The sequence below is a fragment of the Bradyrhizobium sp. CSA207 genome (assembly GCF_029051685.1).
Classification (GTDB): domain Bacteria; phylum Pseudomonadota; class Alphaproteobacteria; order Rhizobiales; family Xanthobacteraceae; genus Bradyrhizobium.
This window is the reverse complement of the sequence record NZ_JAACFT010000044.1, coordinates 36,613-62,013: the sequence shown is the minus strand read 5'-3', so window position 1 is coordinate 62,013 and position 25,401 is coordinate 36,613. Positions and strand designations below refer to the sequence as shown.

The following is a 25,401-nucleotide window of genomic DNA, read 5'->3' as shown; positions in this document are numbered from 1 at the left end:
GGGGGGTGCCACACGGGGACTCCTTCCGTTGCATCCCCACACCCGATGCATCGCTAACAACCTGCACCTTTTCCTGGGCCGCCCCTCTCCCTAGCCCTCCCCCACAAGGGGGAGGGAACGCACCGCCGTCGCGGCGCTAGGCGAGTCTCATCCCATCACGCCTTAGGCGATCAACGCCCTTCGCGGACCCAGGTCGCGGCGAACGCGCCGAGCAGCAGCAGCAGCCCGATCAGGCCGGCGAAGATCGGCAGCACCCCAACGCCCTTCACCACGCTGGCGTCGCGCATCCTGACCCCCATCCAGCCGTCGCCATGGAAGGCGCTGGCTGAGCGCACGGGCACCACGCGAGGCAGCTCGACGCTGGCGCCGTCGACCACACGCACGGCGTTGCCGCCGGTTGCCTGCGTCAGCGGCCTCAAGGTCTCGGTGGTGGAGGTGACTTCCGAGAACTCCTTCGGATTGGTCGGGCCGACATTGATCAGCGCCTTCAGCGTGCCGTCGGTGGCCTGCCACAGTCCGAGCTCGTTCGCAGGCAGGCTGGCGCGCCACTCGCCGGGGTCGCCGGCGCTGAGCGTGAGGTCGCGCGACACGCCGGACGGCGAGGTCACGCTCACCGGCTGGACGCTGTCCGACATGGTCTGGCGCACCACCACCAGTTCCTTGCCCTGCACCTGGAGGCGCAGCGCCTCCTCGTCCAGATCAGGCTGCTTCATCAGCCAGTGCGACATCCGCCGCAGCAGATCGAGATGCGGGCCGCCGCCTTCAAAGCCGCGCGCCCACAGCCAGATGTGGTCAGACAGCAGCAGCGCGACACGGCCTTCGCCGAAGCGCGACAGGAACAGCAGCGGCTTGCCGTCCACGCCCGTCATCACCGGCGGATTGACCGAGTTGCGGGTATCGACGGTGCGGAAGAAGCGGCTCCAGCGCGGCGGCTCGCTCGCCGAGCCTTCCAGCCCGCGCGTCACGGGATGGCGTTTGCCGACGTCGGACAGATGCGCATAGAACGGCTTCTCGGTGACGCCGACCGGCTCGGCCGGCAGCACCGAATCCAGCGGTGTGCGCCAGATGCTGGTATTGGAGGCGTAGTCGGGCCCGGCCGAGACCAGCACTGCGCCGCCGCCGCGCACATAGCGCGCGATGTTGTCGAAATAGGCGATCGGCAGCACGCCCTGGCGGGCGTAGCGATCGAAGATGATCAGCTGGAATTCGTTGATCTTCTGCTGGAACAGCTCGCGGGTCGGAAACGCGATCAGCGACAATTCGTTGATCGGCGTGCCGTCCTGCTTCTCCGGCGGACGCAGAATGGTGAAGTGCACGAGGTCGACGCTGGCGTCGGACTTGAGCAGGTTGCGCCAGGTGCGCTCGCCGGAATGCGGCTCGCCCGAGACCAGCAGCACGCGCAGCTTGTCGCGCACGCCGTCGATGGCGACGACGGCGCGGTTGTTCACCGGCGTCAGCTCGCGCTCCAGCGGCGAGGCCTCGATCTCGACGATGTTCGGCCCGGCATGCTTGATGTCGACGTCGACACTCGCGCTCTGGCCGCTCGAGAGCGTGCGCTCGTTGATGACCTCGCCGTCCCTGCGGACCGTGACCTTGGCGCGCTCGCCAGAGACGCCCTGGTCGTCGAGGCGGTAAGTGATGGTCTGGTTCTGGCCGACGATGCCGAAGCGCGGCGCCGCCGTGATCGCGATGCGGCGGTCGCGCTCGTCCTTCTGCCCGGTGATCAACGCGTGCACCGGCGCCTGGAAGCCGAGCGCGGCGGCGCTCGCCGGGATATCGTGGACGCGGCCGTCGGTGATCAGGAATGCGCCGGCGACGCGGTCGACCGGCACGTCCGCCAATGCGGAGGCGAGGGCACCGAACAATCTTGTGCCGTCGGTTTCGCCATCGGCCTGTCCGGCATCGACGACGCGGACCTCGAGCCCCTTGATCTTCTTCAGGCCGTCGACCAGCGCCTCCTGCGCAGCTGCGGCCTCGCGGGTGCGGTTGCCGAAATTCTGGCTCGGGCTCTTGTCGACGACGACGGCAGCAATCGAGGTGAGCGGATCGCGGTCTTCGCGCGTGAAGGAGGGATTGGCGAGCGCCAGCAGGAACAGCGCCAGCGCGGCCACGCGCACGGCTGCGCCGCGCGCGCGCGCAAGCGTCAGCACGAGCGCGATGACGACGATCGCCGCGAGCGCGATCCACAGGACCAGCGCGGGAACAAGCGGCGTGAATGCGATGCCGTAATTCATGGCGATCCTATTGTCCCAGCCGCTCGATCAGCGCCGGTGCGTGCACCTGGTCGGCCTTGTAATTGCCTGTCAGGGTGTACATCACGATGTTGACGCCGGCGCGGTAGGCGAATTCGCGCTGGCGCGGCTCGCCCGGCGAGAGCGGCAGCATCGGCTGGCCGTCGGGCCGGATCGCCCAGGCACCGGCGAGATCGTTCGAGGTGATGATGATCGGCGAGACGCCGTCGCCGCCGCGCGCCGGCCGTTGCGCGCTGTCGTCGTCGTCCTCGCGCGGCAGCGTTTCGACCCAGGTCTGGCCGGAATTGAAGCGGCCGGGGAAGTCGCGCAAGAGATAGAAGGTCTTGGTCAGCACATGCTCGCGCGGCACCGGCTCGAGCTCGGGCACGTCGAGCGAGGACAGGATCTCGCGCAGCGTCCGCATCCCCGGCGTCTGCGAGGCGCCGTTGTCGCCGGGCGGCGCCTCGACCGCGTCGCGGGTGTCGAAGACCACGGTGCCGCCCTGCTTCATGTAGGCGTCGATCTTGTTGATGGCGTCCTGCGGCGGCTTCGGCGCGCCGGGCACGATCGGCCAGTAGATCAGCGGGAAGAAGGCGAGTTCGTCGCGCGCGGGATTGATGCCGACGGGATCGCCGGCCTCGAGTGCCGTGCGCTGCGCCAGGAACAGCGTCAGTCCGGACAGGCCGGCCTTGACGATGGAATCGACGTCGGCATTGCCGGTGACGACATAGGCGAGGCGGGTCTGCGACACAGACTTCATCGCGAACTCGTCCGCGGCGCTGTCCGCGCGCGCCGGTGTCGGCGACCACGACAACAGGCCGGCAAGCAGCAGCCCGAGCACGATCATTGCCGGCGCGGCGCGGCGGCGCAGCAGCGCGGCGAGGCCGCCGCCCAGCACCGCGACGATGATGGCGTCGATCAGGAACAGCGCGAGCGCGGTCGACAGCAGCCAGCCGCGCAAATCGCGTGGCTCGGCATTGGTGTAGGTGGCGTGCCGGGCGCGCAGGCTCGCGGTGTTGAGTGCTGCGATGCGGTCGGCGGCGGCGAGCGTGTTCACGGCAAGCGGTCCTTCTGCCGGACCATAGAAGCCCGGCGGATGATCGGGCGTGGCGCGGTCGCGATAATCCGCGGGCAGCGGCTTTGCGGTGGCAGGCGGCGGGCCGAAGGCGCCGAAGCCGTCGAGAATGTGCAGCGGTGCCACCGTCTCGGTGCTCGCCTCGCTGGCAACCCCGGCGCCGGGCTTGGCGGTGTAGCCGGACATGTCGACGATCCGCCGCAGCATTTCGACAAAGGTGCCCGACATCGGCAGATCCGACCAGCGCATGTCGGCACTGACGTGGAACAGGCTGACCAGGCCTTTGGCGCGATGCTCGCCGGTCACCAGCGGGGTGCCGTCTTCCAGCGAGGCCCAGCTCTTGGTGGCGAGCACGGCGTCGGGCTCGGCCAGAACCTGCCGGCTCACGGTGACGTCCTTCGGCACGACAACGCCGGCAAACGGCCCGTCGGCGGCGAAGGTGGCGAGATGCTGCGGCTTCTCCCAGGTCAGGCTGCCGCCGAGCGTGCGGCCGCCCTTGCGCAGCTTGACCGGGACGAGATCGTCTTCGGCCTGCGCCAGCCGGGGACCGGCGAACCGCACCAGCACGCCGCCCTGGTCGATCCAGGCGTTGAGGCGCTCGCGCAGCTCGGGCGCGACGGTGCCGACGTCGGCGAGGATGATCATCGGCAGCTTCTGGTCGAGGAACTGCGTGATGCCCTGCTGCGGCGAGCCTTTGTCCGCCAGCCGCACATCGGCGAACGGCGCCAGCGCGCGGGTGAGATAGAAGGTCGGCGCCAGCAGCGGCTGCGCGGTCTCGCTGGTCGCACCGGAGACGATGCCGATGGCGCGCCGCCGCCAGCGCTTGTCGAGCAGTTGCACCGCGCCGGCCGAACGCTCGCCGGAGATCTCGAGCCGGGTGATGTCGTTGCGCAGCTCGACCGGCAGATCGAACGCCGCTTCGGTTTCCTTGTCCTGCGGGCCGAAGCTGTAGCGGGCTTCGCCGATCGGCGAGGCCTTCTGGTCCAGCGCCCGCACGGTGCCGGCTGTGATGCCGCTGTCGGTGCGCAGCACCTTCACCGTCATTTTCGCCGCCGCATTCTCGGCCGCGACGAGCGCCAGAGGGGAAGAGGTGCCGCCTTCGAACACCGTCAGGCTGCGATCTCCGATGGTCTTGGCGAGGCCCTGCACGAAGTCTTCGCCGCGCCCGGTGTCGACGCTGTCCGACAGCCAGGCGATCTCGCAGTCGCCGGTGGCCTTCAGGAACCGATCGATCGCGGCGAGGGTGTCGACGCGCTCGATCGAATACGGCTTTGGCGCCAGCTGCCGCAGCGCCACGCGGGCGGCGCCGGCCGGCATCAGCGTGATGTCGCGGTTCGGCTCGGACAAAGGCACCAGCGCGATGGCGCGGCGGTCGTTTTCGGCATTGGCGATCAGCTCGTCGGCGGCCCTGATCCGGATGTCCCAGTTCGATGCGGCGCTCCAGCCGTCGTCGAACATGATCATCAGCGGCGCCTTGCTGCCGGTTGCGCCGACTTGCGGATTCCAGATCGGGCCGGCGGCGGCGAAAATGACGAGGGCCGCAGCCAAGAGCCGCAGCGCGGTCAGCCACCACGGCGTCCGCGACGGCGTCTCTTCCCGCTGGGCGATGTCGAACAGCAGGCGCGTCGGCGGAAACTCGATGCGGCGCGGCCGCGGCGGCATCACGCGCAGCAGCCACCACAGCACGGGCAGGCTGACGAGGCCGATCAGGAGCAGCGGTTCGGTGAAGGCGAGCGGCAGTCCCATCATGCGGCTGGCCCCGCCTTGATCGTCGTGGTGCGGGCGCCAGACTTGCTCACCTGCATGCCGGCATGCAGGAACAGCAGCAGTTCGGCCGCCGAGCGGTCGGTCGCATGTGTCGCGAACAGCCAGTCGAGCTTGTTGGTCTCGGCGCGGATCTGGTCGCGGTGCAGCGCGAGCCGCGCGGTGTAATCCTGCGCCCAGCTCTCGGCGCGGCCGGCGGTGATCACGCCGAACCCTTCGGGCTCGACGAATTCGACGCGGCCGGAATAAGGAAATGATTCTTCGGCGGGATCGACGACCTGCACCAAAGTGCCATGCGCACCGGAGCCGGACAGGCCGGCGAGCGTCGTCCTGATCTCTTCGATCGGCGACCAGAAATCCGACAGCACGATCGTCTCGGCCAGCGCCGAGGGCACGAACGACGGCGGCAGGCTCGGCCGCTCGGCATCGTCATGCAGCATCGCCTGCGCCATCTTGTCGATGACGCTGCGGCTTGCGGTCGGGGCCATCAGACCGGGGATTCCGACGCGCTCGCCGCCCGCGACGAGCAGCTCCGCCAGCGCGAAGGCAACGATCAACGTGCGTTCGAGCTTGGACTCGCGCGCCTGTTTCGAGGCGAACGCCATCGAAGGCGAACGGTCGGGCCAGATCCAGACCGTGTGCGAGGCCTCCCATTCAAGCTCGCGGACATAGAGATGATCGTCGCGCGCCGAGCGGCGCCAGTCGACGTTCTGCGACGGCTCGCCGGAGACGAAGCGGCGGTATTGCCAGAAATTTTCGCCGGAGCCGGCGCGGCGCCGGCCGTGCAGGCCGTGGATGACGTTGGCGGCGATACGGCGGGCCTCGAGCACCAGGCGCGGCAGCGAAGCGGCGAGCGTGCGGCTTTCCCCATCGGCACGTCGGATCGCGATGATCTCCTTCGCCGTGTGCCCGTTCTCCGCTGCCATCAACCGATCCGTGTCTTCAACTGCCGGATCACCTCCGGAATCGTTCGGCCTTCTGCACGCGCCTGGAACGTCAGCGCCATGCGGTGCTTCAGCACGGGCTCGGCGAGGTCGAGCACGTCATCGACCGAGGGGGCGAGCCGTCCATCGATCAGCGCACGTGCGCGCACCGCGAGCATGAGAGATTGGCTGGCACGCGGACCAGGTCCCCAGGCGATGAACTTGCCGGTCTCGCCGCTGTCCGGACCCGGACGGGCCGCGCGCACCAGCGACAGGATCGCCTCCACCACGGAATCGCCGACCGGCAGGCGGCGGACCAGCCGCTGCGCGGTGATCAGCGCGTCCGCGGTCATCGATCCCCGCGCCAGCGTCTCGTCGGCGCCGGTGGTCTCGAATAGGATCCGGCGCTCGGCGTCGCGATCGGGGTAGTCGACGTCGATCTCCATCAGGAAGCGGTCGAGCTGCGCTTCTGGCAGCGGATAGGTGCCTTCCTGCTCCAGCGGATTCTGCGTCGCGAGCACGTGGAAGGGCTTGGGCAAATCGTGGCGCGCGCCGGCAACGGTGATGTGCTGCTCCTGCATGGCCTGGAGCAGCGCCGATTGCGTACGCGGGCTGGCGCGGTTGATCTCGTCGGCCATCAGCAGCTGCGCGAACACGGGGCCGGCGATGAAGCGGAACGAGCGCTTGCCCGCGGTGCTCTCGTCGAGCACTTCGGCGCCGAGAATGTCCGACGGCATCAGGTCGGGCGTGAACTGGATGCGCTTGGCGTCAAGGCCCAGCGTGACGCCGAGCGTTTCGACCAGCTTGGTCTTGGCGAGGCCGGGCACGCCGATCAGCAGCGCATGGCCGCCGGAGAGGATGGTCACCAGCGTGTTCTCGATCACCCGATCCTGGCCGAAGATGACGGAAGCGATCGCTTCCTTCGCAGCGCGAATTTGACTGGATACCTGCTCGGCCGAACGGACGATACCATCCTCGAGTTTCTCGACACTCTCCGCCATCCGTCAGCTCCTTCAAGTCCGCCACGCGGTTCGATCGCGTCGTCAAATCATCTCATCGCGTCAGGTCATGGGCCCTATGCTAGACTTGCAGGAAGGCCATGTATTCGTTGAATTAACCTATCCCCACCTTATCGGCTTAAGGATATGTAGGGCATCACGAAGTGGCGACCGCCCACACCGCAATAACCCGGGGGTGGAACCGCGCACCGATGTACAACGTAGACTTACAAATCAGACCTGCACCAATCGTGCCAAATGACCAAATGACAAAGTCAGGGCAAACCATGGCGAACCAAGGGCAGAGTGCCGATCGTGGTCTCGAGGGGCTGACTGCCGCCGCAAAAACTGCTGCCAGTGCCGAAGGCGCCAAAAAGGGCCTGCCGCCGGTGCATCTGTGGAATCCGCCGTTTTGCGGCGATCTCGACATGCGAATCGCCGTCGATGGTACATGGTTCTACCTGGGCACGCCAATCGGCCGGCCGGCGCTGGTTCGCCTGTTCTCGACGATCCTGAAGCGCGAAGGCGGCAAGCATTTTCTCGTCACGCCGGTGGAGAAGGTCGGCATCCGCGTCGACGACGCGCCGTTCATGGCGGTGGAGATGCAGAAGGATGGCGAGGACAATCATCGCGTGCTCCGCTTCCGCACCAATGTCGACGACTGGGTCACCTGCGATGCCGCGCACCGATTGCGCTTCGAGCAGGCGAAGGACGGCGGGTTGACGCCCTATCTGCACGTGCGCGCCGATCTCTGGGCCAAGGTCACCCGCGCGCTCTATTACGATCTGGTTGACATGGGCGAGGAGCGGATGGTCGATGGCCAGCCGATGTTCGGCGTCGAGTCGGCCGGCGAATTCTTCGCCATGGCCGACGCGGAGCAGGTGAGGGCCGCGCTTTGAACAAGCCTATTCTGAAGAGCGACCCCGCCGCGCTCGGCGCGGCCGATTTCTTCGCCCGCTCCAGGGCGCGCCTCGGCTTCGACGTTCCGCTCGGGCTCTACGATCCGAACATCGTTCCGGCCTCGGGCGATCCCGGCACCGACAAGATGCTCGAGATCATCGCACGCGAGCAGCCGGTGCGTCCGGCGGCGGTCCTGATCGCGGTGGTCGACCATCCCGAGCCGACCATCCTCCTGACCCAGCGTTCGGCGCATCTGAACGACCACGCCGGCCAGATCGCCTTTCCCGGCGGCAAGATCGACGCCACCGATGCGTCCCCGGTCGATGCGGCGCTGCGCGAGGCCGAGGAGGAGGTCGGGCTGTCGCGCGATTTCGTCGAGCCGCTCGGCTATCTCGATCTCTACGGCACCGCCTTCGGCTTCCGCATCCTGCCGACCGTTGCCAGGGTGCGGCCGGGCTTTGAGCTGACGATCAACCATTCCGAGGTTGATGATGCGTTCGAGGTGCCGCTATCCTTCCTGATGGACCCGGCGAACCACCAGGTGCACAGCAAGGAATTCCGCGGCATGGAGCGGTCCTACTACGCGATGCCGTTTGCGGAACGCTACATCTGGGGCGCGACGGCCGGGATGCTGCGTGTGCTTTATGAGCGGATCTATTCGTCATGATCCGGCCGGTGCTGACCGAGATCGGCATTTTCCTCATTCCCTTCGTCGTCTATGCATTGTTTCTCGCCGCCACCCGTTCCGGACTGTTCGTCCAATCGTCCTGGCCGATCACCATCGTCGCACGGCTTGTCCTGGCAGCGCTGGTTCTGGTGATCGCGGGCCTGATCGGGCTGGCGCATTTCTCGGGCGCCGCGCCGGATTCGACCTATATTCCCGCCCATATCGAGAACGGCAAGCTGGTGCCGGGCAGAGAAAGATAAGGGCCAACCGATGAGCGCGGAGCCGTTACTTGCCGATGCGCCCTGGCTGACCGCAGGCGGAACGGCGCGCGTCCTGCAGCTGCTCAACGCCAACGGCGAGGAGGCGCGCGTGGTCGGCGGCGCTGTGCGCAACGCACTTCTGGGTTTGGCGCACGGCGACATCGACATCGCGACCACGGCGCTGCCGGAGCAAGTGATGCGGCGCGCCAAGGCTGCCGGCATCAAGAGCGTGCCGACCGGCGTCGACCACGGCACCGTCACGCTCGTCATCGACGGACAGCCCTACGAAGTCACCACGCTGCGCGAGGACACCGAGACGTTCGGCCGCAAGGCCAAGGTCGCCTTCGGCCGCGACTGGGCGAGGGATGCCGAGCGGCGCGACTTCACCATTAACGGGCTCTCGGTCGATGCGGCCGGTGTCGTCTACGACTATGTCGGCGGGATTGCGGATGCCGCCGCGCGCCGCGTGCGCTTCATCGGCGATCCCGACCAGCGCATTGCCGAGGACTATTTGCGCATCCTGCGCTTCTTCCGCATCCACGCCGCCTTCGGCGCCGGCGAGCCCGATCGCGACGGCTATCTCGCCTGCATCCGCGGACGCGCCGGTCTTGCGAACCTGTCGGCCGAGCGCGTGCGCATGGAGATGCTGAAACTGCTGGTCGCCGGCGGCGCATCCGCAGCCGCGCTGGCCATGGCCGAGGGCGGGTTGCTGCAAGCGCTGATCGGCGGCGTCGCCTATACCGGGCCGCTGTCGGCGATGATCGCGATCGAGCGCGCGCTCGGCCTGCCTGCGAGCGTCACCCGGCGCCTGGCCGCGTTGACGGTGGCGGTGACCGAGGATGCAAAGCGCGTCGCCGCGCGCTTGAGGCTCTCCAACGCAGAAGCCAAGGCGCTGGATTCGATGGGGCATCGCTGGTGGCGCTTTGCCACCAAGGACGAGGCCAATGCGCGCCGGCTGTTGTACCGGCTGGGCGTCGAGCGCTATCACGATCGCGTGTTGCTGGCCTGGGCGAGGAGCGGCGGCGACGTCACGTCCTCGCGCTGGCGCGAGCTCGCGGAGCTGCCGCAGCGCTGGAGCGCGCCGAAATTTCCGCTGAAGGCGGCCGATTTCATCGCGCGCGGCATGGCGGAAGGACCTGCGCTCGGACATGTGTTGACACTTGCCGAGGACGCTTGGCTTGCGGCCGATTTTCCCCTAGAGGAGGCGGCGCTCGCTTCCATCGCAGATCAAGCTGCGGCACGCGTCAGCCGCGATCAGAAAAATTGAACATCGTCTCTGGCTTCGCCGATATCTCGCTTCTGCAGCTTCTGCTGGTCGCGTTGATGGCGTTGTTTGCGTCCGTTATCGGTGGTCTGGCCGGCTACGGCACCGGCGCGTTGATGCCGCTGGTGCTGGTGCCGCTCGTCGGTGCCGAACCGGTGGTGCCGATCATTGCGATCTCCGCGATCTTCACCAATTCGAGCCGTGCGGCTGCCTATCTCCGCTATGCCGATCGCCGCCGCGCGCTGATCGTGCTCGCCTGCGCGGCGCTGACGACGGCGCTCGGCGCCTACGGCTATACGCGCCTCACCAATGCCGGCGCAGCGCTCGTGATCGGCACCATGCTGATCCTCAGCGTGCCGCTGCGCCGCGTGCTCCGGCGCCGCCAGGTCAAGATCGGCGACTCCGGCCTTGCGGCCGGCTCGGTCGGTTACGGCGTGCTGGTCGGCGGCACGTCCGGCTCCGGCGTGATCCTGCTCTCGCTGCTGATGGCCGCCGGCCTCGAAGGCGCCGCCGTGATCGCGACAGATGCGATGATCTCGCTCGGCACCGGCCTCATCAAGATTTCAGTGTTCGGCCTCGCCGGCGCAGTGACCGCGCAGGTGCTCGCCTTTGCGCTTCTGATCGGCGCAATCGCGATCCCCGGCGCGTTCCTCGCCAAGGCGTTCGTCGAGCGGATGCCGGTGCACATCCACACCGCGATCCTCGATGTCGCGGTAAGCACCGGCGGGCTGGTGATGATCTCGGCGTCAGCAAGGCAGCTCATCGCCTAGATGACCCCGGCCCACGAGGCATTCGCGCCAGGACCGCGGATCGAACCGCGTCCAGGGCGTGTACTCACTAACGTCGGCTTCCGAGCCCAAAGGTCGGCCTGAAAACCGAGGTTCCAGCTGAGGATCGCAAGGGCCTGTTAATTTTAGCGATTACCGGGCGGAAGGGTTAGCTCGTTGCCGAAGTTCTTGAATGACTTTCGCAAGGTTACGGTCGTCCGGCGTGATGGCGGCCAGTTGCTCGGCAAAACCCAGCGCCGCGGTGGTATCGCCTGCCTGACGACTGAACGAAATGAGCGCCGAGAAGATTTCTCGATTGCTGGGATGCTTCGCCAGGGCTGCCTTGAGCACCATCATGGCTTCATCGCGCCGCCCCCCGGAATGCAGCGCGACCGCGTAGACATATGCATATTGCGAACCGTCCGGCGCGAGCTCGGTTGCCTTGCGGAATTCGGCGATAGCCTCCTCAGGCCGCCGGAGGCGGGTCAATACCAGCCCAAGTGCTTGGTATAGTTCTGCGTCGCGCGGAGCGACGGCAAGTGCGTTGCGAAGGATGGCTTCTCCTTCGCCGTCGTGCCCAATCTGGCGATAGAGGTCGGCTAGATTGACCGCGGCCGGCGTATATTGCGGGCTCAGCCGCAGTGCAGCCTTGTACTCGTTTTCGGCGTCGACGGTCTGTCGGCGCTGCGCCATGAAATTGGCCAGGGCCGTACGCGCCTCCGGACGGTCGGCGTTCAGACGTTGGGCGGCCACAAACTCCTCGGCTGCCGCCTCGAACCGCTCGCGATCCGCCATAGGTCTGCCAGCCATCGAGATGGGTGCGAGCAGCGATGCCGCCCTGATCCTGACGCCGCGCACCGGATCAGCGAGAAGCGGCGATGCCAATGGCCAGACTTGGCCAACCGGCAGGTTTTCCAGCATGTCGAGGGCGCCGATACGCACCATGGGATCAGGGTCGGCGAGCGCGATCGGCGCTATCTCGATATTTTGCGGCGAGACGCGGGAGGCAAGTTCGGACAGGGCGCTCACGCGGGCTACGCCCGGTGCGCTCTTGTCCGCTGCAACGACTGCAAGCAGCGCAGCGGCATCGGCCGCGTCGTTTTGGGCGGCGTGGAATGCCGCCGCATAGGTCTGAAACCCTTCGCGCTTGGGACCGAACCATCGTTCGATAGAAGCAGCCGCCCATTGCGGCGACCTGTCACGATGGCAGCCATTGCATGCGTTCGGGGTGCCGAGTGCCACGGAAAGATCTGGCCGCGGGATCCTGAAGGAGTGATCGTGCCTGACATCGACGACCATGTAGCTGCGCGTCTGCATGTGGCAGGAGATGCACGACGGGGCTGGATTGGCGTCGGCATGACGGTGATGATCGGCGACGGCGTATTTTTCGGCGGAATGACATTGCAGGCAAACCCCTTCTCCCGAGGCACGCAGTTTCGTGCTGTGCGGGTCGTGGCAGTCGCTACAGGAAACGCCTGCGGGAAACATCTTGCTTTGTTTGAATGGCGCATAATTGTACGACTCTTCCACATCTCGAATCTGGCCGTCGGCGTGGTAGGCCGTGGTTGTGAGTGCTTCGACTTGATGGGTCTGCGACAGCCATCGGCCAGGCGTCCAATTCTCGTCGAAGCCAGTCCGGCGCGCGTGGCACAGCCCGCAAGTCTCCACTTCCTTGCGAAGCGTCGCCGGCGCGAGCGAACGCCGTGCAGTTCCTCCCTTGGGATCGATCGGCCAAGCCACGTTCTGACGCTCGTCGAAGCGGACTGGCAGTCCGCGGCTCCGGTCCTCGCCCTTGCCGAACGGCCACCAGCTCTCTTGCTGGTGTGCCCAGGCGACGTGCCGTGAGCCCTGTCCATGACAAGCCTCGCAACCTACGCTGATTTCGGCCCAGGTCGTCGCAAAGCGGTCTGTTTTCGCATCGTAGTTCTTGTGCAAGCCTGTCGAATGGCACTCCGCGCACATGAAATTCCAATTCTGGTTCAGCTTGGTCCAGTGCAGGACATCATCGTGCTTGATCTGCTCGTTTGGATAGAGATGGGTCCAGCGCTGGCCGCCGTTGGCCTGCGGCCGGCTGTCCCAGGCCAACGATAGCGCCTGGATACGGCCATCGGCGAATTCGACGAGGTATTGCTGCAGCGGGTCGATGCCGAACGTGTACTTGACCTCGAACGTGGCGAGCTTGCCATCGGGCCCGTCGGTCTCGACCAGAAACTTCCCGTCCTTGCGGAAGAAGCGGGAATGCACGCCATAGTAATCGAAGCGCGCGTCGCCGAAGTTGCCAAGCACCGTTTTGCCGGTCGCGCGCTGCATCGCGGCCTTGTGCTGCGATGTGCTCCATGATTTCGCTTCCGCGCGATGGCACGCCGCACAGGTCTCGCTGCCGACGAAGGTCGCGGGCGAGAGATTTTGCGCGATGGGTTCGCTGCTGTCGCGAAAGTGAAGGCGGATACTGGCAGCCGCGATGACTGCGGCAAACAATGCCGCGACTGCGACGGCTCCCAGCAGCAAGCCGGAGGGTTTCTGACTCGGGCGCTCGAACGACTTGTCTCGAGCTGGTTGGCTCGCGCGGCCAGAGCGCGATGCATGTCCGGCTTTCCGTCGCTTGCGTGCCACCGGTTACCTCTCGGCGCTGGGGTCGGAAAAATGCAAACGTAGGGGAGGCATCAGTTCAGCGGCGCCAGATGGCCAGGCGTCGCAGGTTGTGATCACGTCGAAAACGCGTCCGAGGAAGTCAGGCGCCCTTGATCCAAATCAACACCGAACACGGACGGTGATCCAATGTTGCCTTTCAGCTTCGGTAAGATCTCACCCGGGGAGTTCTACCATGAAGATAGCATTGCTATCGTTGGCAATGATGGTCGGCCAACCGACCATTTCCGTCAGCGACCGCGTTCCTCACTTCGATGTCGAGGCGCTGTGCAAGGCGACCGTAGCCACCGATAAGGCAATGGGTCTGGCTTTGCCGGAGAGCTACGACAATTGCATGCGCGACGAAAATACCGCGCTGCAACAGCTCAAGACTGTGTGGCTCCAGAATTCCGACACCCTTCGAAACCAATGCGAGGGCGAGGCGACGGCTGGCGGTAGTGACAGCTATGTCGACCTGCTGACCTGCATCCAAATGGCAGATTGGGCGAAATCGGCGCCGGACGCTCCAAAATTGAAGGGAGCGAGCAAGAACCGAAACAAGCTGTGAGACGACCCCGACTTATTATTCGAATTTGCCTGCTAATTGACCGAATAGCGCCGAAAGTCCCCTCCTAAGAGCGGAGGAGAGGTCGATTTATCTTTGAAGCGCGTCAGCCTTCTCTCACATAATGGGAGACTTGCGTCATGAACATCGTCTGCGGCCTGCTTGCAGGCGCGGGTCTTCTTGTTCTTATTTGCCCGCCGGTATCGGCTCAGCAGATGACAGGTGTTCCGGGCGCCCCCGGCGCTACCACCACCATCGACGGTAAGCAGATTCCGCCGCCTGACCCGAAGTTCGGGGGTGTCATCAACGAGAAAGCCGCGGAATCGAAGCCGTGGTGGGCGCCGCGCGTCGTGCCGCCGAAAGGCGCGCCCAACGTGCTGCTCATCATGACAGACGACCAGGGGTTCGGCGCACCGAGCACCTTCGGTGGCGTGATCCCCACGCCCTCCATGGATCGCATCGCGAAAGCGGGCCTGCGGTTCACGAACTTCCACTCGACGTCTCTCTGCTCGCCCACGCGGGCGGCACTGATTACCGGCCGCAACCATCACTCGGTAGGCAACGGAGTGGTCGGCGAAATCGCGACGGGTTTCCCGGGCTACGACTCAATCATCCCGATCGAGAAGAGCACGGTCGGCACGATCTTGAAGGAGAACGGGTACGCCACTTCGTGGTTCGGCAAGGACCACAACACACCTTCGTTCCAGTCGAGCCAGGCGGGGCCGTTCAATCAATGGCCGAACGGCATGGGCTTCGAATATTTCTACGGCTTTGTCGGCGGCGATGCCAGCCAGTGGCAACCGAACCTGTTCCGCAATACCACCGCCATCTATCCTTTCCAGGGCAATCCCGGCTGGAACCTGGAGACGGCAATGGCCGACGATGCCATCCAGTACATGAAGCAGCTCAAGGAAATCGCGCCCGACAAACCTTTCTTTATCTACTACGTGCCTGGCGCCACGCACGCACCCCATCACCCGACGCAGGAGTGGATCGACAAAATCAGCGACATGCACTTGTTCGATGACGGGTGGAATAAACTGCGGGAAACGATTTTTGCCAACCAGAAGCGCTTGGGCATCATGCCTGAAAACGCCAAGTTGACACCTTGGCCGAAAGAACTGCCGCTGTGGGATTCCCTCGATTTTGCCGAGAAGAAGCTCTTTATCAAGCAGGCCGACGTCTATGGCGCTTACCTTGCCTATGCCGACCATGAGATCGGACGGGTGATCCAGGCCGTCGAAGACATCGGCCAACGCGACAACACCCTGATCATCTACATCGGCGGCGACAACGGCGCGAGCGCCGAAGGCATGATCAACGGCACTCCCAACGAGTTCACTACTTTTAACGGCATCCCCGTGCCGGTTAAGGCGCAGTACCTCTGGTACCCGTTCTGGGGATCGGACAAGACGTTCCCGCACTTTGCGGCAGAATGGGCGTGGGCGATGGACACCCCGTTCAAGTGGGTCAAGCAGGTGCCGTCGCACTTCGGCGGCACCGCCCAGGGCGTTGCCATGTCCTGGCCCGGCCACATCAAAGACGTCGGCGGCATCCGCCGCCAATTCTCCCATGTCATCGACATCGCTCCAACCATCCTCGAAGCGACCGGCATTTCGCAGCCCGATACGGTGAGCGGCATCAAACAGAGCCCAATGGAAGGGGTAAGCATGGCGTACACGTGGGATAGGGCGAACGCCAACGCTCCAACCCGACACACCACGCAATACTTCGAGATGCTCGGCAATCGCGCCATCGTTCACGACGGGTGGATGGCATCCACGACGCCGGTGACGCTCCCGTGGGAACTGAGCAGCGACCCGCCGCCGGACGTCATCACCGGGTACAGGTGGGAGCTCTATAACCTCCAGGAAGATCCCACCCAGTTCAACGACCTGGCCGCCACGATGCCGGACAAGGTCAAGGAAATGCAGGCCATCTTCGATTCCGAGGCGAAGAAGTACAACGTGCTGCCGCTCGATAACACGACGCTCCCGCGCTGGAATACGCCGCGCCCGAGCCTGACGGCGGGACGAACGGACTTCAACTATTCGGGCGGACTGACCGGTGTGCCGGCCAGCGCTGCGCCGAGCATCCTGAACAGGTCCTATACCATCACCGCCGAAGTCGAAATTCCCGATGGCGGTGCAGAGGGCATGATCGTCACCCAGGGCGGTCGCTTCGGCGGCTATGGTCTGTTCCTGAGCAAGGGTGTGGCAGGCATTCGCTCGGGCAAGCCGGTGTTCCTCTACAACCTGCTTAACCTCAAGCGCACGATTTGGTCGGGGCCGGAGTTGGGCGCCGGCAAGCACACCATCGTCTTCGACTTCAAGTCGGATGGTCCGGGCCTGGGCAAGGGAGGGACGGGCGTGCTCTCCGTGGACGGCAAGGAAGTGGACCGAAAATCTATTGAACACGGCACGCCGATCACGTTTCCGGAGGACGAAACCTTCGACATCGGCGAGGACACCCGCAGCGGGGTCGCGATGCTGGAGTATCGTTACGACCCGCCGTTCAAGTTCACCGGCAAGATCAACAAGCTGACGTTCAAGCTCGAACCGGAGTCCAAGGCAGCACCGGAGCTCAAGGCAGAACTTGCGCCTATGGCTGCACCGGATCCAGATCCAATTGAAGAATCGAAGCCCTAGCAGTTCGCCGCCATCATTGAATTCGAAACGACCCGATGAGGCGGCAATGATCGAACAAAACAAGCGGGTGAGGTCGAGTGCTCAGGACCTCAACAAGGAGGATGCCATGACCTCGAACTATAAGATTGATTGGTCTGCGCTCAGCCGGCGAGATATTGGATTGGGTGTTCTGGGATTAGGTGCTGCCGCTTTTCTCACGCCCAGGTCCGGCCTGGCCGAGGGAGTTCTGCAGGCGTGGTGGGACGACGCCACCCGGCATTTGAAGGACATTCCGGACGATGCCCGTGAAGCTGCCGCCTATTTCCTGGGGATGGAGTCGTATGTGTACGGCTACCCGCTGGTCACGATGGAAGTAACCCGTGATGTACTGACCGCGGCTCCGGCCCCGAATGTGGATGGCACGGCAGCGCCGATCAACCAACTCGCCAAGATGCCGGCCTACGTCAGTCCGGATTTCAAGAATGTCGTGCGGATCAGCTTGAACTCGCTGTGGACGACCGGTTGGGTGGATTTGGAAAAGGAGCCGATCGTGCTTTCGGTTCCCGACACCAAAGACCGCTACTACGTTTTCTCGGTCATGAACATGTGGACGGACGTCTTCGGTTCGGCTGGCAAGCGGACGACGGGGACGTCGCCCGGCAATTTTCTGATCGTTGGGCCAGATTGGAAAGGAACCGCACCGGCGGGCATCAAGGAGACGTTCCGCTCATCAACGCGATATGCGTGGGCGCTCGGCCAGACGCAGGCCAACGGGCCTGATGATTTCGCAGCGGTGAATGCGATCCAGGCCGATTACAAGCTGACGCCGCTGAGTGCATGGGGCAAGGCTTACATGCCTCCAACCAATGTACCCGTTGACAGCACGGTCAATGTCAAGATCACGCCGCCCGACCAGGTGGCGCAGATGGATGCCGGGACATTCTTCAACCGCCTTGCGATCGCGATGAAGGACAATCCACCCTATGCGGAGGATTCACGTGCGCTTGCAAGATTGAGGAGATTGGGCATCGAGCCCGGCAAGCCGTTCGATATCAGCAAGGTTGACGGCGGCATCGCCGCGGGCCTGAACAAGGCCGTGAAGGAAGTGCAGATCAAGATGGCCGAAGAGGTCACCAAACTTAAAAACGTCAACGGCTGGATCAACCTGACCAATATCGGCCGTTTTGGCACTGACTACAACACCCGAGCCGGCATCGCCTATATGGGTCTCGGCGCGGATATGCGCGAAGACACGGTGTACCCCACGGCCTACCTGGACGCCGGCGGTGAGCCGTTCGACAGCTCCAACAGATATGTGATGCGGTTCGAGAAAGATCAGCTCCCGCCAAGCGACGGCACTTGGTCGGTGTCGCAATACAAGGGCAATTTCTACGAACGGAACATTCTCAATCGCTACGCCATCGCCCCATGGATGCCGCTCAAGTTCAACTCCGACGGATCGTTGGACATCTACTTGCAGGCGACCTCGCCGGGAAAGGACAAGGAGTCGAATTGGCTGCCGACGCCCCTTGGTCAATTCAACCTTACACTCCGCAATTACTTCCCGAAGCAGGCTGCTTACGATGGCAGCTACAAGATTCCCCCCGTCAAGAAGGTGCGTGACGCAACTTGATCCGGTCGGAGCTACAGCTGGCCTGAGCGCTGGGAGCGGAGCGCCCGAACTCCCGCTTTCGAAAGCGTAGTTCCGCTGTTGATTGTTGGGCAATTGCCTTGAGGTAAGACACCATGAAATGGGTCACGACTGCCGTAGCCATCGAAATCGCTGCCACCGGCCTGATCCTGGTCCTCAGCCCGCTCCTATTTGGGCGCCTGGTCTTCGGAGGCGAATTGTCCGAACCGGGGCAGGCGCTCGGCCGACTCGCGGGCATTGCTCTGCTGGGTCTTGCATCAACGTCTTGGCCGGATCGCTCTGCCAGACCTGTCGCTCGGGCAATGCTCGCCTACAATCTACTCGCGGCCGTTTATCTTAGCTATCTGGGAATCATCGGGACGTTGGTGGGTGTATTGCTATGGCCTGCTGTTGTCCTGCACTTGCTTTTCACTGCTCTGCTGGCTGCTGAGCGTTCGGCTGCACCAGCCTGAGATTTGCGGTGACAGTGCTGGACTGCACCCTTAGAATGAGACACGATAATTGCAGTGACAGGCTCATTTTGAGGATGACCTGTGGCAGCGAGAGGAACGAACCGTCGGTTTCCGACGGCGTACAAGTTGAAGGCGATCAAGCGTGCCGAGGGGGGCGAAGGCGTTCTGCCGGTGGCCCGCAAGCTTGGGATACCTCGCAAGATCCTGCATGACCGGATCAAGGCATGGAAGGCCCACGGGCCCGATGGGTTGAACCGCAAGCCCGGGCCGAAGCCAGGCCCGCGCAAGCTTAAACCGCCGCAAGCGGAGGAGACGAAGCTGAGCACTCCGATCTGACCTGGATGCGGTCTTGGGAGAGCCTCGCTCGAAAACGCTCTAGCGCGGATGCCTTGGTCGCTTGAGTTCGGCCGTGCTGAGCGCGTGGCAGCGTTCCTGTGGTCAGCGCAGCCGGTACGGAGCCGGCTGTCTGAACCTCACGCGCGGGTTCACATCGCAATAGGTGTTCCACCGCCCGGATGCCGAGGCCAGGCACTGTTGTCGCGTCTCATACATGCATTCGCCGGAAGCGCCGAGCTCTCCGCCAAAGACGCACCAGGGATAGTCACGCTCAGCGTGTGCTGCGGGAGAAAGCCCCGCCACCATGAAGATAACCAGCACGGCGATTCGCATGAGACCCTCCATCATGTCAGCCGAACGGCGCCGGAAAAAGCTGGAGCCTGGAAAAAGTAGCCGGTCGCTGAATGTGCTAAAGAACTGTTGCCTCAACGACAAGCACCAATCCGGCGTTACGCGGCATCGTTCCTAACGAATTGCGAAAGCTTATCATCAGCTCTTAGGAACGTCCAAAATCTGAAACATCGGAGTCCATCCGCGTCGCTAGGATCGGACAAAACTAGCTACCCAATTCTGCGAAGCTACGTCTCTTGTTCGCCCTTCTGCGACATGCAGCGATGTCCGCTATTGGCAGAGTAGCGAAACTCAGGCGCGCCGGAGCCGAGCACTCCGATCTAACCAGGATGCGGCCCTAGGGGTGCCTACTCCTCGTCATCATCGTCCTCTTCATCCTCTTCATCCTCATCTTCCTCTTCCACCTGATCGAGCACGGCGAGCGGCAGCGTCTCGCGGAACAGATCGCCTTCCATGCCCATCCAGAGGCAGAGCACGTCGTCGCCTTTCACCTCCGCGACGGTCAGCGGATGGCCGCCTGATTTGAGCATCACGACGTCGCCGGCTTTCAGTTCCATGGGTTGTCCCTTCGAGTTGATCGACCGAATGCGACGCTAGCAAGCCGTCATGACACGCCGATCACGCTGGCCGGCCGGACCAGGAAATTCCGCCGGCGCGTTGCGGAGCGGTGTCAGGTGCGCTCGTTCGTGACCGGCTGGTTCGGCAGGCATTCGTTGCTGAAATAACTGACGGCATCGCGCACCACCGGAACGTGGCAGACGAAGCCGGTGGGACGGTATCGCACCCTGATACGGTCCAGCTGCGCCATGGTCAGCGTCATGAAGGCATCCAGCCGGCGGGCCTGTAGCTGCAATCTGTGCTCGCTGCTGTCCTGCGGCTTCATGGTCTCGAGCTTGCGGTCATTGGGGACATCGCTGCCCGATGCCGGGGCTTGCAGGGTACTCGGTTGGCCGCGGAGCACCTCGAAGCAATGGTGCATCACCAGAACGTGGTGCTTGGCGCTCCACCAGTTGATGGTAACGACCTTCTGCAACGGATCGATCGCACCGCCTGGCAGCCTGGCACAGAGATCGACATAGGACTTCAATCCGTTGGCCGTTGGGTCGTTACAGAGTTCTTCGCTGGGGCGGCCGGCATCGCCGCCGTTATAGATTGCCCCCTTGAACTGCGGAAGATTGGCTTCGGAGTCGCAATCGAAATTGTACTTCGTGAGCAGCGTTGCCGTTAGGGGATCCTGATCGAGGCTGTGCTCTGCTGCTGCATCGCGGCCAAGGTCGCTGGGCCAATCGATGTAGATCTCCGCCTTGCGTGCGAAGATGGCGCCGTTCCGCCGCAAGGATGTGCGTGCCTTCCAATAGTCCGAGAGCGGTTCGAGTGTCTTGGAGTCCACCGGGATGAAGGCGGGGCTTGCCTGCGCCTTCATCGAACCGAACTGTTCGCGCAGCATCGTCTCTTGCTGCATCTGAACGTCGGCGAACGCGTCCGAAATTTCAAGGAAGGTTTTCGTGGCCATCTCCATGTCCGCCTTCGCTTGCTCACCGATCTTCTGCTCGTAGGAATTCAGATACTGGAAGTATCCGCCCAGGAAGCCGGTCAGCAAGGTGACGGCCGTTAACCCCTTGGTCACCGACAGGCGGCTATCCCAGGACTGGATTCTCTGCCACACGCCCGGCGCGTCGGCCGGGGACTGCGCGCGCGCTGTTTCCTTCGGAAGATCCTGCTCCATTGTCGCCTCCAACTCACCACGCCCCATGGCGCGAGACTACCGCAATCCCGGATTGCGGATTGTGAGGCATTTCACTTCAAGTGGGGCAGGGGAGTTGTCAGATCGCGCGCGGCAGCGGCTCGCCGAGCGGATGTAGCTCACGCAGAAGCTTGATCCTAATGGGTGTCTGGCGCGATCCGTGATGCGGACGCAGCCATCAACCGAAGAAACGGACGCGATTCAAACACGGTAGCTGGAAGCGACGACTGAATAGATTGGCAGCTCGCGCTGCCAAAAAAACTCTGCGCTCTTGACGAGCGGGGGTGTCACCGTAATTTCAAGTTTGATCCATCTCGGAGCTCCGCGGTCGGCCGCGCCGGCTTGCTCAATGGAATCGAAGCAAGGCTGGTCGAACTTCATGCACGTTCGCAGATTGAAAGCGCGTTAGGTGAAATATTGGCCGATCGGCCCGATGCCGTACTCATGATCTCGGATCCGATCATATATAACTTTCGCGAGCAGATTGCGGCGTTCGGAATCGCAAACAAGCTTCCTTTTGCAACCGAATACAGCTTGTACGCGAAGATTGGCATGTGCCTCTCGTATGGCCCGAAAGGCGCGGCGCTGCTGCAGAGGGGCGCGTATTACGTGGACCGGATCCTCAAGGGGGCAAAACCGGAGGACCTGCCGGTCGAGTTGCCAACCGAGTTTGAACTCGCCATCAATCTCAAGACCGCGAAGGCTCTTGGACTGAACGTGCCCGAAGCGCTGCTCGCAACGGCTGATTCGGTCCTCGAATAGCATTGCCTTTGCCGTGCTGCAGGAGTCTGCGTTTGTGAATGAGCCGAACATCGCGCCGCCGCCACGTCTGCACTCGAGGGCGGAGCGGAAAACTGTCGAAATGCGGTCAAACCGACGCGAATGACCCAACTGAGACACTGGCGCGGGGCTTCTGTCCCGCGTTTTGCGTTTAGGACCACGGCGGCTCTTCGCTCGCCCCGGCTGCCTCCTGGTGGGTCGCGACACCCGCCGAACGCAACCCAGTCAGCAATACAGTTCTTACAGAGGCAGGATCAAATCCAATATCCCTGGCGTTTGGCGGATGTGCCTCGCTGTCCTTTAATCGGAGCGCCAAGTGCAAATGCTCGCAAAGGTGCTGAACGACGAGATTGACCTGATCGTCAGTCATGATCGGTTTCTCCTGACCATTGCTACCGAACTAGGTAGCACACATGAAAATAGGGCGGGACGCGATTGGACCGCCCCAAGGATCAACCCCACGCGATTGCCCATGGGCGGGCCCCCAATCGTCTGTCAATCGGAGCAGACCGGAAGTGACTAGCGGCGACTAGGACGACGCTTTTGACCCAACTGAGACATGTGCGCCGCAGGATTGTTGCGATCCAGAGCGCGTGGATATAAAAAAGGACTACGGCGGCAAGATCGTCCGCAACGCCAACTGCGCTACGCTCCCTAGCATCCGGTACCTAATCCCATGACCAAAGCGCGCGCCGTGCCCATGCCCAGCAACAGCGTGCTTGCGCCGCTTTACGCGGGCGCGGACCTTTTGGACGCCTTTGCAATTCAACTGCCGGCGGGCGCCAGCGATGATGTAGAGGTGCTGGCACGCGCCGCGCTCGAGCGACAGACGTGGTGGATTCGTGCGCTCACGCGTGTCCGCGATGTGGTGATGGCGACAGTCGCCGTCAAATCGTCGCGCGCTGTCGGCCTTGCCGCAGCGGCGCGTGGGCCGGTTATCGGCTTCTTCCCGGTGCTGTCAAAGAGCGCGACGGAGTTGGTAGTGGGCGCGGATGACTGGCATCTCGACTTCCGCGTCACCATTCAACTTCGCGCCGATGCAGCAAATGGGCGCGAACTGGTCGCGGGTACCGTGGTGCATTGCCATAACCGACTGGGGCGTATCTATCTTACGACGATAGCACCGTTTCATCGCGTGATTGTGCCGGCCAGTTTAGAACAGGCGGCAAGAGCAATGAAGATTTAAGGATGCTTTGGTGGTCGCGACTGGCTGCGGTCGACGAACGAGTCTGCTTCTGGCACAAGACGGACATCCAACGCGCAGCCGTGAATGTCTGTTGCCAAAGGTAAACCGGACCTAATCTCCGGTGTGAGCGTTTCCCTATGCCATGAATGGCATGCCACCGCCGCGCACAGGCGGCCCACCTGTCACCAACATCCGCAACACATCCTCGCCGCACTGGCGCGGCTGGCTCAAGCCGGAAAACCGGTGTCTTGTCCCGGCGAACAGTTTCGCTGAGTACGCGCCGGAGCCGAACCCAGAGACCGGCAAAAAGGACGTGGTTTGGTTTGCGCTGAATGATAACCGACCGCTTTTCGCCTTCGGCGGCATCTGGACCGAGTTCAAAGGCGACCGGGGCACCAAGTCGAAACCGATCCCCGGACCGCATTTGGTCTATGGCTTTCTGACGACCGCGCCGAACGCGGTGGTCGCACCGATCCATCCGAAAGGCGATGCCCGTGATCCTAGCGACTGACGAGGAGCGCGACGTGTGGATGCACGCGCCGTGGGATGAGGCTAAGGCGTTGCAGCGACCGTTGTCTGATGAAGCACTGAGGATCGTCGCACGGGGCGAGGATAATGAAGACAAGGCCGCCGCGTGACCGATAGCGGCTGGCAGCGCGCTCTCGACGACCCGATCCAGTTACACGACGGCCGAGCGCTGGTCACGTTGCATGACGCGGCAACCTACATCACTGCACTACCGAAAAAGGAGGCCGCAGAGCCGGAATGGCAGGCCGCGATTGCGGCGTTGATGTTGGTGGTCGAACTGAGAGGCCCGACGATGTTTGCCCGGATCGGCGTCATGAAAGCATTGAACCGGGGACACGTTCGGGAGTTTAACCTATCTCGCAAGGAACCCCGCTGGGGACGCCGCAAGCCGGCGCGAGATCGATGAAAACGGTCTGGATTTACGTTGATACAAAGAAACAGGTCGGCGACCGTGACCATCTCAGGGTGTTTGCGAACTCGGACCTTGCCGATGAGTGGTTCGTGGTGAACGATCCCGAAGGCGTCGTGTTTGAGTACGAGGTCATAGGCGTTGCAGACGACGAAACCGGGTCAGGACGTCAACGGCATCGCTAGGGACCGAGGCCGACCACCACATGAAATGCCCGGCGTGCGGGCAGTGGTCGACATGCGTGATTTGGCGGAGGTGGTGACCCACATCCACGATCAGAACATCGAGGAACGGCAAGGTCGGCTACGGATTTACAGTGACGTTCCGCCCATGGTGAAGCGCTCCGGGCAACGCCGAACGCCTTCCGGCAGCTTGATGTTGCCCTCGATCCATTCAGACAGCGCGATGCGCGGCGGCGGGATCCCGATGCCCGCCAGGAAGGCTGGCTGATTTACTACGGCGATATCCACGTCGGCAGCATAGGCCTGCGCAGCGGCAATCCGGTCGAGAGTGATCCGTGGCAGTGGCGCTGCGGCTTCTATCCGGGATCGGAGCCCGGCGAGTGCACCACGGGCACCGCAACGACGTTCGAACAGGCCCCCGGGCCCCTGCGCCGATCCTGAAACCGCGTGGGTGTCCCCCAATTTGTTGGGAACTAGCGTTCGTTCTGTAATTTAGTATGTCTAGCGGTGACGGGGTGGTTTCGTCTGCGGTGGAGCGGACGATGAACTCTTCGAATGGCAATGAGCTCCCACCTCAGCAGGGGCAGGAAGATCGTCGCTGCCCTCGGTGCGGCGGGCCTTCGCCAGCACATCGCACCTCGACGAGATACACCGGGCCGCGCCCGACGGTGCCCGCTTCGGCGCGCTGCTGCACCGATCGGATATCGCAGTTATAGCCGGGTTCATGATAGGTGCGCGGGCCGATCACGATGCCGGTGATCTCGACATCACCGTTATCGCTTGTCCAATTGCCCAAATAGGCTTCGGGCAATTCGGCAGCGTGCGCGGCGATGGTGCTGGCGAGTAATGCGAGCGCGGCCATGATGCGTTTCATGACTTTGCCTTTCCTATGATCGACATCTGCTGATAGGTCAGGTCCGGTTCGCTATTTCAATTCCGGAAGAACACTGAGCAACGTCTCCCGCGCTCCGGTAGGGTTCCCACTTCCCGTCCAACTGAAACATCGCCGTCGCGCTCAGAGGTCCGGAACGAAACCACATGGCCGCACTTGAGAAAGCATGAGACCGCCGCTCGCCGGTACTAACACGGCGCATGTCGCGGATAGCCAAAGGT

At 63.5% G+C, this 25,401-nt stretch carries 25 protein-coding genes and 1 pseudogene; 15 read left to right on the top strand and 11 right to left on the bottom strand.

Features of this window, described 5'->3' with window-relative positions:
* Nucleotides 1–170 precede the first annotated feature (170 nt).
* Genes GWG65_RS35100 through GWG65_RS35085 form a run of 4 tightly spaced genes read right to left on the bottom strand, consistent with a single transcriptional unit; the run spans nt 171 to nt 6,994 of the window.
* On the bottom strand, nt 171–2,234 hold the full coding sequence (locus GWG65_RS35100) for a hypothetical protein (protein WP_275199993.1): 2,064 nt from the start codon (nt 2,232–2,234) through the stop codon (nt 171–173).
* A 7-nt stretch (nt 2,235–2,241) separates the two neighbouring features.
* Entirely contained in the window at nt 2,242–5,055 is a 2,814-nt protein-coding gene (locus GWG65_RS35095; protein WP_275199992.1) for a DUF4159 domain-containing protein, read from the bottom strand.
* Nucleotides 5,052–5,996 carry a DUF58 domain-containing protein gene (locus GWG65_RS35090; protein WP_275199991.1) on the bottom strand — a complete coding sequence of 315 codons (945 nt, stop codon included), beginning with the start codon at nt 5,994–5,996 and terminating at the stop codon, nt 5,052–5,054. Before GWG65_RS35090 ends, GWG65_RS35095 begins: the two co-directional genes overlap by 4 nt.
* Entirely contained in the window at nt 5,996–6,994 is a 999-nt protein-coding gene (locus GWG65_RS35085; protein WP_275199990.1) for a MoxR family ATPase, read from the bottom strand. Before GWG65_RS35085 ends, GWG65_RS35090 begins: the two co-directional genes overlap by 1 nt.
* A gap of 284 nt (nt 6,995–7,278) precedes the next feature.
* Here GWG65_RS35085 and GWG65_RS35080 point away from each other — a divergent pair, with 284 nt between their 5' ends.
* The 5 genes from GWG65_RS35080 to GWG65_RS35060 are packed head-to-tail and all read left to right on the top strand — an operon-like array spanning nt 7,279 to nt 10,852.
* Entirely contained in the window at nt 7,279–7,890 is a 612-nt protein-coding gene (locus tag GWG65_RS35080; RefSeq protein ID WP_275199989.1) for a DUF1285 domain-containing protein, read from the top strand.
* Entirely contained in the window at nt 7,887–8,558 is a 672-nt protein-coding gene (locus GWG65_RS35075; RefSeq protein ID WP_275199988.1) for a CoA pyrophosphatase, read from the top strand. The genes GWG65_RS35080 and GWG65_RS35075 overlap by 4 nt, the downstream gene beginning before the upstream one ends.
* Nucleotides 8,555–8,818, top strand: coding sequence for a DUF6111 family protein (locus tag GWG65_RS35070; protein ID WP_275199987.1), 264 nt, complete (start codon nt 8,555–8,557; stop codon nt 8,816–8,818). Before GWG65_RS35075 ends, GWG65_RS35070 begins: the two co-directional genes overlap by 4 nt.
* Before the next feature lie 10 nt (nt 8,819–8,828).
* Nucleotides 8,829–10,085, top strand: a complete 1,257-nt coding sequence (locus GWG65_RS35065) for a CCA tRNA nucleotidyltransferase (RefSeq protein ID WP_275199986.1) — start codon at nt 8,829–8,831, stop codon at nt 10,083–10,085.
* A complete protein-coding gene (locus GWG65_RS35060) occupies nt 10,082–10,852 on the top strand; it encodes a TSUP family transporter (protein WP_275199985.1) in 771 nt (256 codons plus the stop codon). The genes GWG65_RS35065 and GWG65_RS35060 overlap by 4 nt, the downstream gene beginning before the upstream one ends.
* Nucleotides 10,853–11,002: 150 nt before the next feature.
* On the opposite strand, the gene GWG65_RS35055 is transcribed toward GWG65_RS35060, so the two are convergent.
* Entirely contained in the window at nt 11,003–13,357 is a 2,355-nt protein-coding gene (locus GWG65_RS35055) for a tetratricopeptide repeat protein (RefSeq protein WP_342760700.1), read from the bottom strand.
* 316 nt (nt 13,358–13,673) lie between these two features.
* Between GWG65_RS35055 and GWG65_RS35050 the strand changes: the two genes are divergently transcribed.
* The 5 genes from GWG65_RS35050 (at nt 13,674) to GWG65_RS35030 (ending at nt 19,108) form a co-directional block, all read left to right on the top strand.
* Nucleotides 13,674–14,045: a hypothetical protein gene (locus GWG65_RS35050; RefSeq protein ID WP_275199984.1), complete on the top strand. Its 372-nt coding sequence runs from the start codon at nt 13,674–13,676 to the stop codon at nt 14,043–14,045.
* Between the two features lie 212 nt (nt 14,046–14,257).
* Entirely contained in the window at nt 14,258–16,690 is a 2,433-nt protein-coding gene (locus tag GWG65_RS35045; protein WP_275199995.1) for an arylsulfatase, read from the top strand.
* 46 nt (nt 16,691–16,736) lie between these two features.
* Entirely contained in the window at nt 16,737–18,302 is a 1,566-nt protein-coding gene (locus tag GWG65_RS35040; protein WP_275199983.1) for a DUF1254 domain-containing protein, read from the top strand.
* A 113-nt stretch (nt 18,303–18,415) separates the two neighbouring features.
* Nucleotides 18,416–18,772: a hypothetical protein gene (locus GWG65_RS35035; protein WP_275199982.1), complete on the top strand. Its 357-nt coding sequence runs from the start codon at nt 18,416–18,418 to the stop codon at nt 18,770–18,772.
* Nucleotides 18,773–18,853: 81 nt separating this feature from the next.
* Nucleotides 18,854–19,108, top strand: a complete 255-nt coding sequence (locus tag GWG65_RS35030) for a helix-turn-helix domain-containing protein (RefSeq protein ID WP_275199981.1) — start codon at nt 18,854–18,856, stop codon at nt 19,106–19,108.
* A 102-nt stretch (nt 19,109–19,210) separates the two neighbouring features.
* Here the strand turns inward: GWG65_RS35030 and GWG65_RS35025 are convergent, their stop codons facing one another.
* The 3 genes from GWG65_RS35025 to GWG65_RS35015 all read right to left on the bottom strand — a co-directional run bounded on the left by GWG65_RS35025 (nt 19,211) and on the right by GWG65_RS35015 (nt 21,185).
* Nucleotides 19,211–19,441: a DUF3551 domain-containing protein gene (locus GWG65_RS35025; protein WP_275199980.1), complete on the bottom strand. Its 231-nt coding sequence runs from the start codon at nt 19,439–19,441 to the stop codon at nt 19,211–19,213.
* A 365-nt stretch (nt 19,442–19,806) separates the two neighbouring features.
* Complete coding sequence (locus GWG65_RS35020) at nt 19,807–20,016, bottom strand: DUF2158 domain-containing protein (protein WP_275199979.1); 210 nt, start codon at nt 20,014–20,016, stop codon at nt 19,807–19,809.
* 113 nt (nt 20,017–20,129) lie between these two features.
* Nucleotides 20,130–21,185, bottom strand: coding sequence for a hypothetical protein (locus GWG65_RS35015; protein WP_275199978.1), 1,056 nt, complete (start codon nt 21,183–21,185; stop codon nt 20,130–20,132).
* Between the two features lie 360 nt (nt 21,186–21,545).
* On the opposite strand from GWG65_RS35015, the gene GWG65_RS35010 reads away from it, so the two are divergent.
* Complete coding sequence (locus GWG65_RS35010; RefSeq protein ID WP_275199977.1) at nt 21,546–21,965, top strand: ABC transporter substrate binding protein; 420 nt, start codon at nt 21,546–21,548, stop codon at nt 21,963–21,965.
* Between the two features lie 169 nt (nt 21,966–22,134).
* Here the strand turns inward: GWG65_RS35010 and GWG65_RS35005 are convergent, their stop codons facing one another.
* Nucleotides 22,135–22,353, bottom strand: coding sequence for a hypothetical protein (locus GWG65_RS35005; protein WP_275199976.1), 219 nt, complete (start codon nt 22,351–22,353; stop codon nt 22,135–22,137).
* Between the two features lie 306 nt (nt 22,354–22,659).
* On the opposite strand from GWG65_RS35005, the gene GWG65_RS35000 reads away from it, so the two are divergent.
* The 4 genes and pseudogenes from GWG65_RS35000 (at nt 22,660) to GWG65_RS34985 (ending at nt 24,291) form a co-directional block, all read left to right on the top strand.
* Nucleotides 22,660–23,169 (top strand): DUF2867 domain-containing protein, encoded by a 510-nt coding sequence (locus GWG65_RS35000; RefSeq protein WP_275199975.1) that lies wholly within the window; start codon nt 22,660–22,662, stop codon nt 23,167–23,169.
* A 148-nt stretch (nt 23,170–23,317) separates the two neighbouring features.
* A pseudogene (locus GWG65_RS34995) lies at nt 23,318–23,807 on the top strand (SOS response-associated peptidase family protein); the annotation flags it as partial.
* Nucleotides 23,804–24,103: a hypothetical protein gene (locus GWG65_RS34990; RefSeq protein WP_247493647.1), complete on the top strand. Its 300-nt coding sequence runs from the start codon at nt 23,804–23,806 to the stop codon at nt 24,101–24,103. The pseudogene GWG65_RS34995 and the gene GWG65_RS34990, both read left to right, overlap by 4 nt.
* Entirely contained in the window at nt 24,100–24,291 is a 192-nt protein-coding gene (locus GWG65_RS34985) for a hypothetical protein (RefSeq protein WP_148738933.1), read from the top strand. The genes GWG65_RS34990 and GWG65_RS34985 overlap by 4 nt, the downstream gene beginning before the upstream one ends.
* 126 nt (nt 24,292–24,417) lie before the next feature.
* On the opposite strand, the gene GWG65_RS34980 is transcribed toward GWG65_RS34985, so the two are convergent.
* Complete coding sequence (locus tag GWG65_RS34980; protein WP_275199974.1) at nt 24,418–24,576, bottom strand: hypothetical protein; 159 nt, start codon at nt 24,574–24,576, stop codon at nt 24,418–24,420.
* A gap of 286 nt (nt 24,577–24,862) precedes the next feature.
* The gene (locus tag GWG65_RS34975) at nt 24,863–25,162 is read right to left on the bottom strand and encodes a hypothetical protein (RefSeq protein WP_275199973.1); all 300 of its coding nucleotides are present in this window, start codon (nt 25,160–25,162) and stop codon (nt 24,863–24,865) included.
* Between the last annotated feature and the right edge of the window lie 239 nt (nt 25,163–25,401).

Bases quoted from the DNA above. Each gene is read 5' to 3' on its own strand.
- GWG65_RS35100 (WP_275199993.1), bottom strand. From the start codon at position 2,234: ATGAATTACGGCATCGCATTCACGCCGCTTGTTCCCGCGCTGGTCCTG.
- GWG65_RS35095 (WP_275199992.1), bottom strand. From the start codon at position 5,055: ATGATGGGACTGCCGCTCGCCTTCACCGAACCGCTGCTCCTGATCGGC.
- GWG65_RS35090 (WP_275199991.1), bottom strand. From the start codon at position 5,996: ATGGCAGCGGAGAACGGGCACACGGCGAAGGAGATCATCGCGATCCGA.
- GWG65_RS35085 (WP_275199990.1), bottom strand. From the start codon at position 6,994: ATGGCGGAGAGTGTCGAGAAACTCGAGGATGGTATCGTCCGTTCGGCC.
- GWG65_RS35080 (WP_275199989.1), top strand. From the start codon at position 7,279: ATGGCGAACCAAGGGCAGAGTGCCGATCGTGGTCTCGAGGGGCTGACT.
- GWG65_RS35070 (WP_275199987.1), top strand. From the start codon at position 8,555: ATGATCCGGCCGGTGCTGACCGAGATCGGCATTTTCCTCATTCCCTTC.
- GWG65_RS35065 (WP_275199986.1), top strand. From the start codon at position 8,829: ATGAGCGCGGAGCCGTTACTTGCCGATGCGCCCTGGCTGACCGCAGGC.
- GWG65_RS35050 (WP_275199984.1), top strand. From the start codon at position 13,674: ATGAAGATAGCATTGCTATCGTTGGCAATGATGGTCGGCCAACCGACC.
- GWG65_RS35045 (WP_275199995.1), top strand. From the start codon at position 14,258: ATGACAGGTGTTCCGGGCGCCCCCGGCGCTACCACCACCATCGACGGT.
- GWG65_RS35040 (WP_275199983.1), top strand. From the start codon at position 16,737: ATGATCGAACAAAACAAGCGGGTGAGGTCGAGTGCTCAGGACCTCAAC.
- GWG65_RS35035 (WP_275199982.1), top strand. From the start codon at position 18,416: ATGAAATGGGTCACGACTGCCGTAGCCATCGAAATCGCTGCCACCGGC.
- GWG65_RS35025 (WP_275199980.1), bottom strand. From the start codon at position 19,441: ATGCGAATCGCCGTGCTGGTTATCTTCATGGTGGCGGGGCTTTCTCCC.
- GWG65_RS35020 (WP_275199979.1), bottom strand. From the start codon at position 20,016: ATGGAACTGAAAGCCGGCGACGTCGTGATGCTCAAATCAGGCGGCCAT.
- GWG65_RS35015 (WP_275199978.1), bottom strand. From the start codon at position 21,185: ATGGAGCAGGATCTTCCGAAGGAAACAGCGCGCGCGCAGTCCCCGGCC.
- GWG65_RS35005 (WP_275199976.1), bottom strand. From the start codon at position 22,353: ATGACTGACGATCAGGTCAATCTCGTCGTTCAGCACCTTTGCGAGCAT.
- GWG65_RS35000 (WP_275199975.1), top strand. From the start codon at position 22,660: ATGACCAAAGCGCGCGCCGTGCCCATGCCCAGCAACAGCGTGCTTGCG.
- GWG65_RS34985 (WP_148738933.1), top strand. From the start codon at position 24,100: ATGAAAACGGTCTGGATTTACGTTGATACAAAGAAACAGGTCGGCGAC.
- GWG65_RS34975 (WP_275199973.1), bottom strand. From the start codon at position 25,162: ATGAAACGCATCATGGCCGCGCTCGCATTACTCGCCAGCACCATCGCC.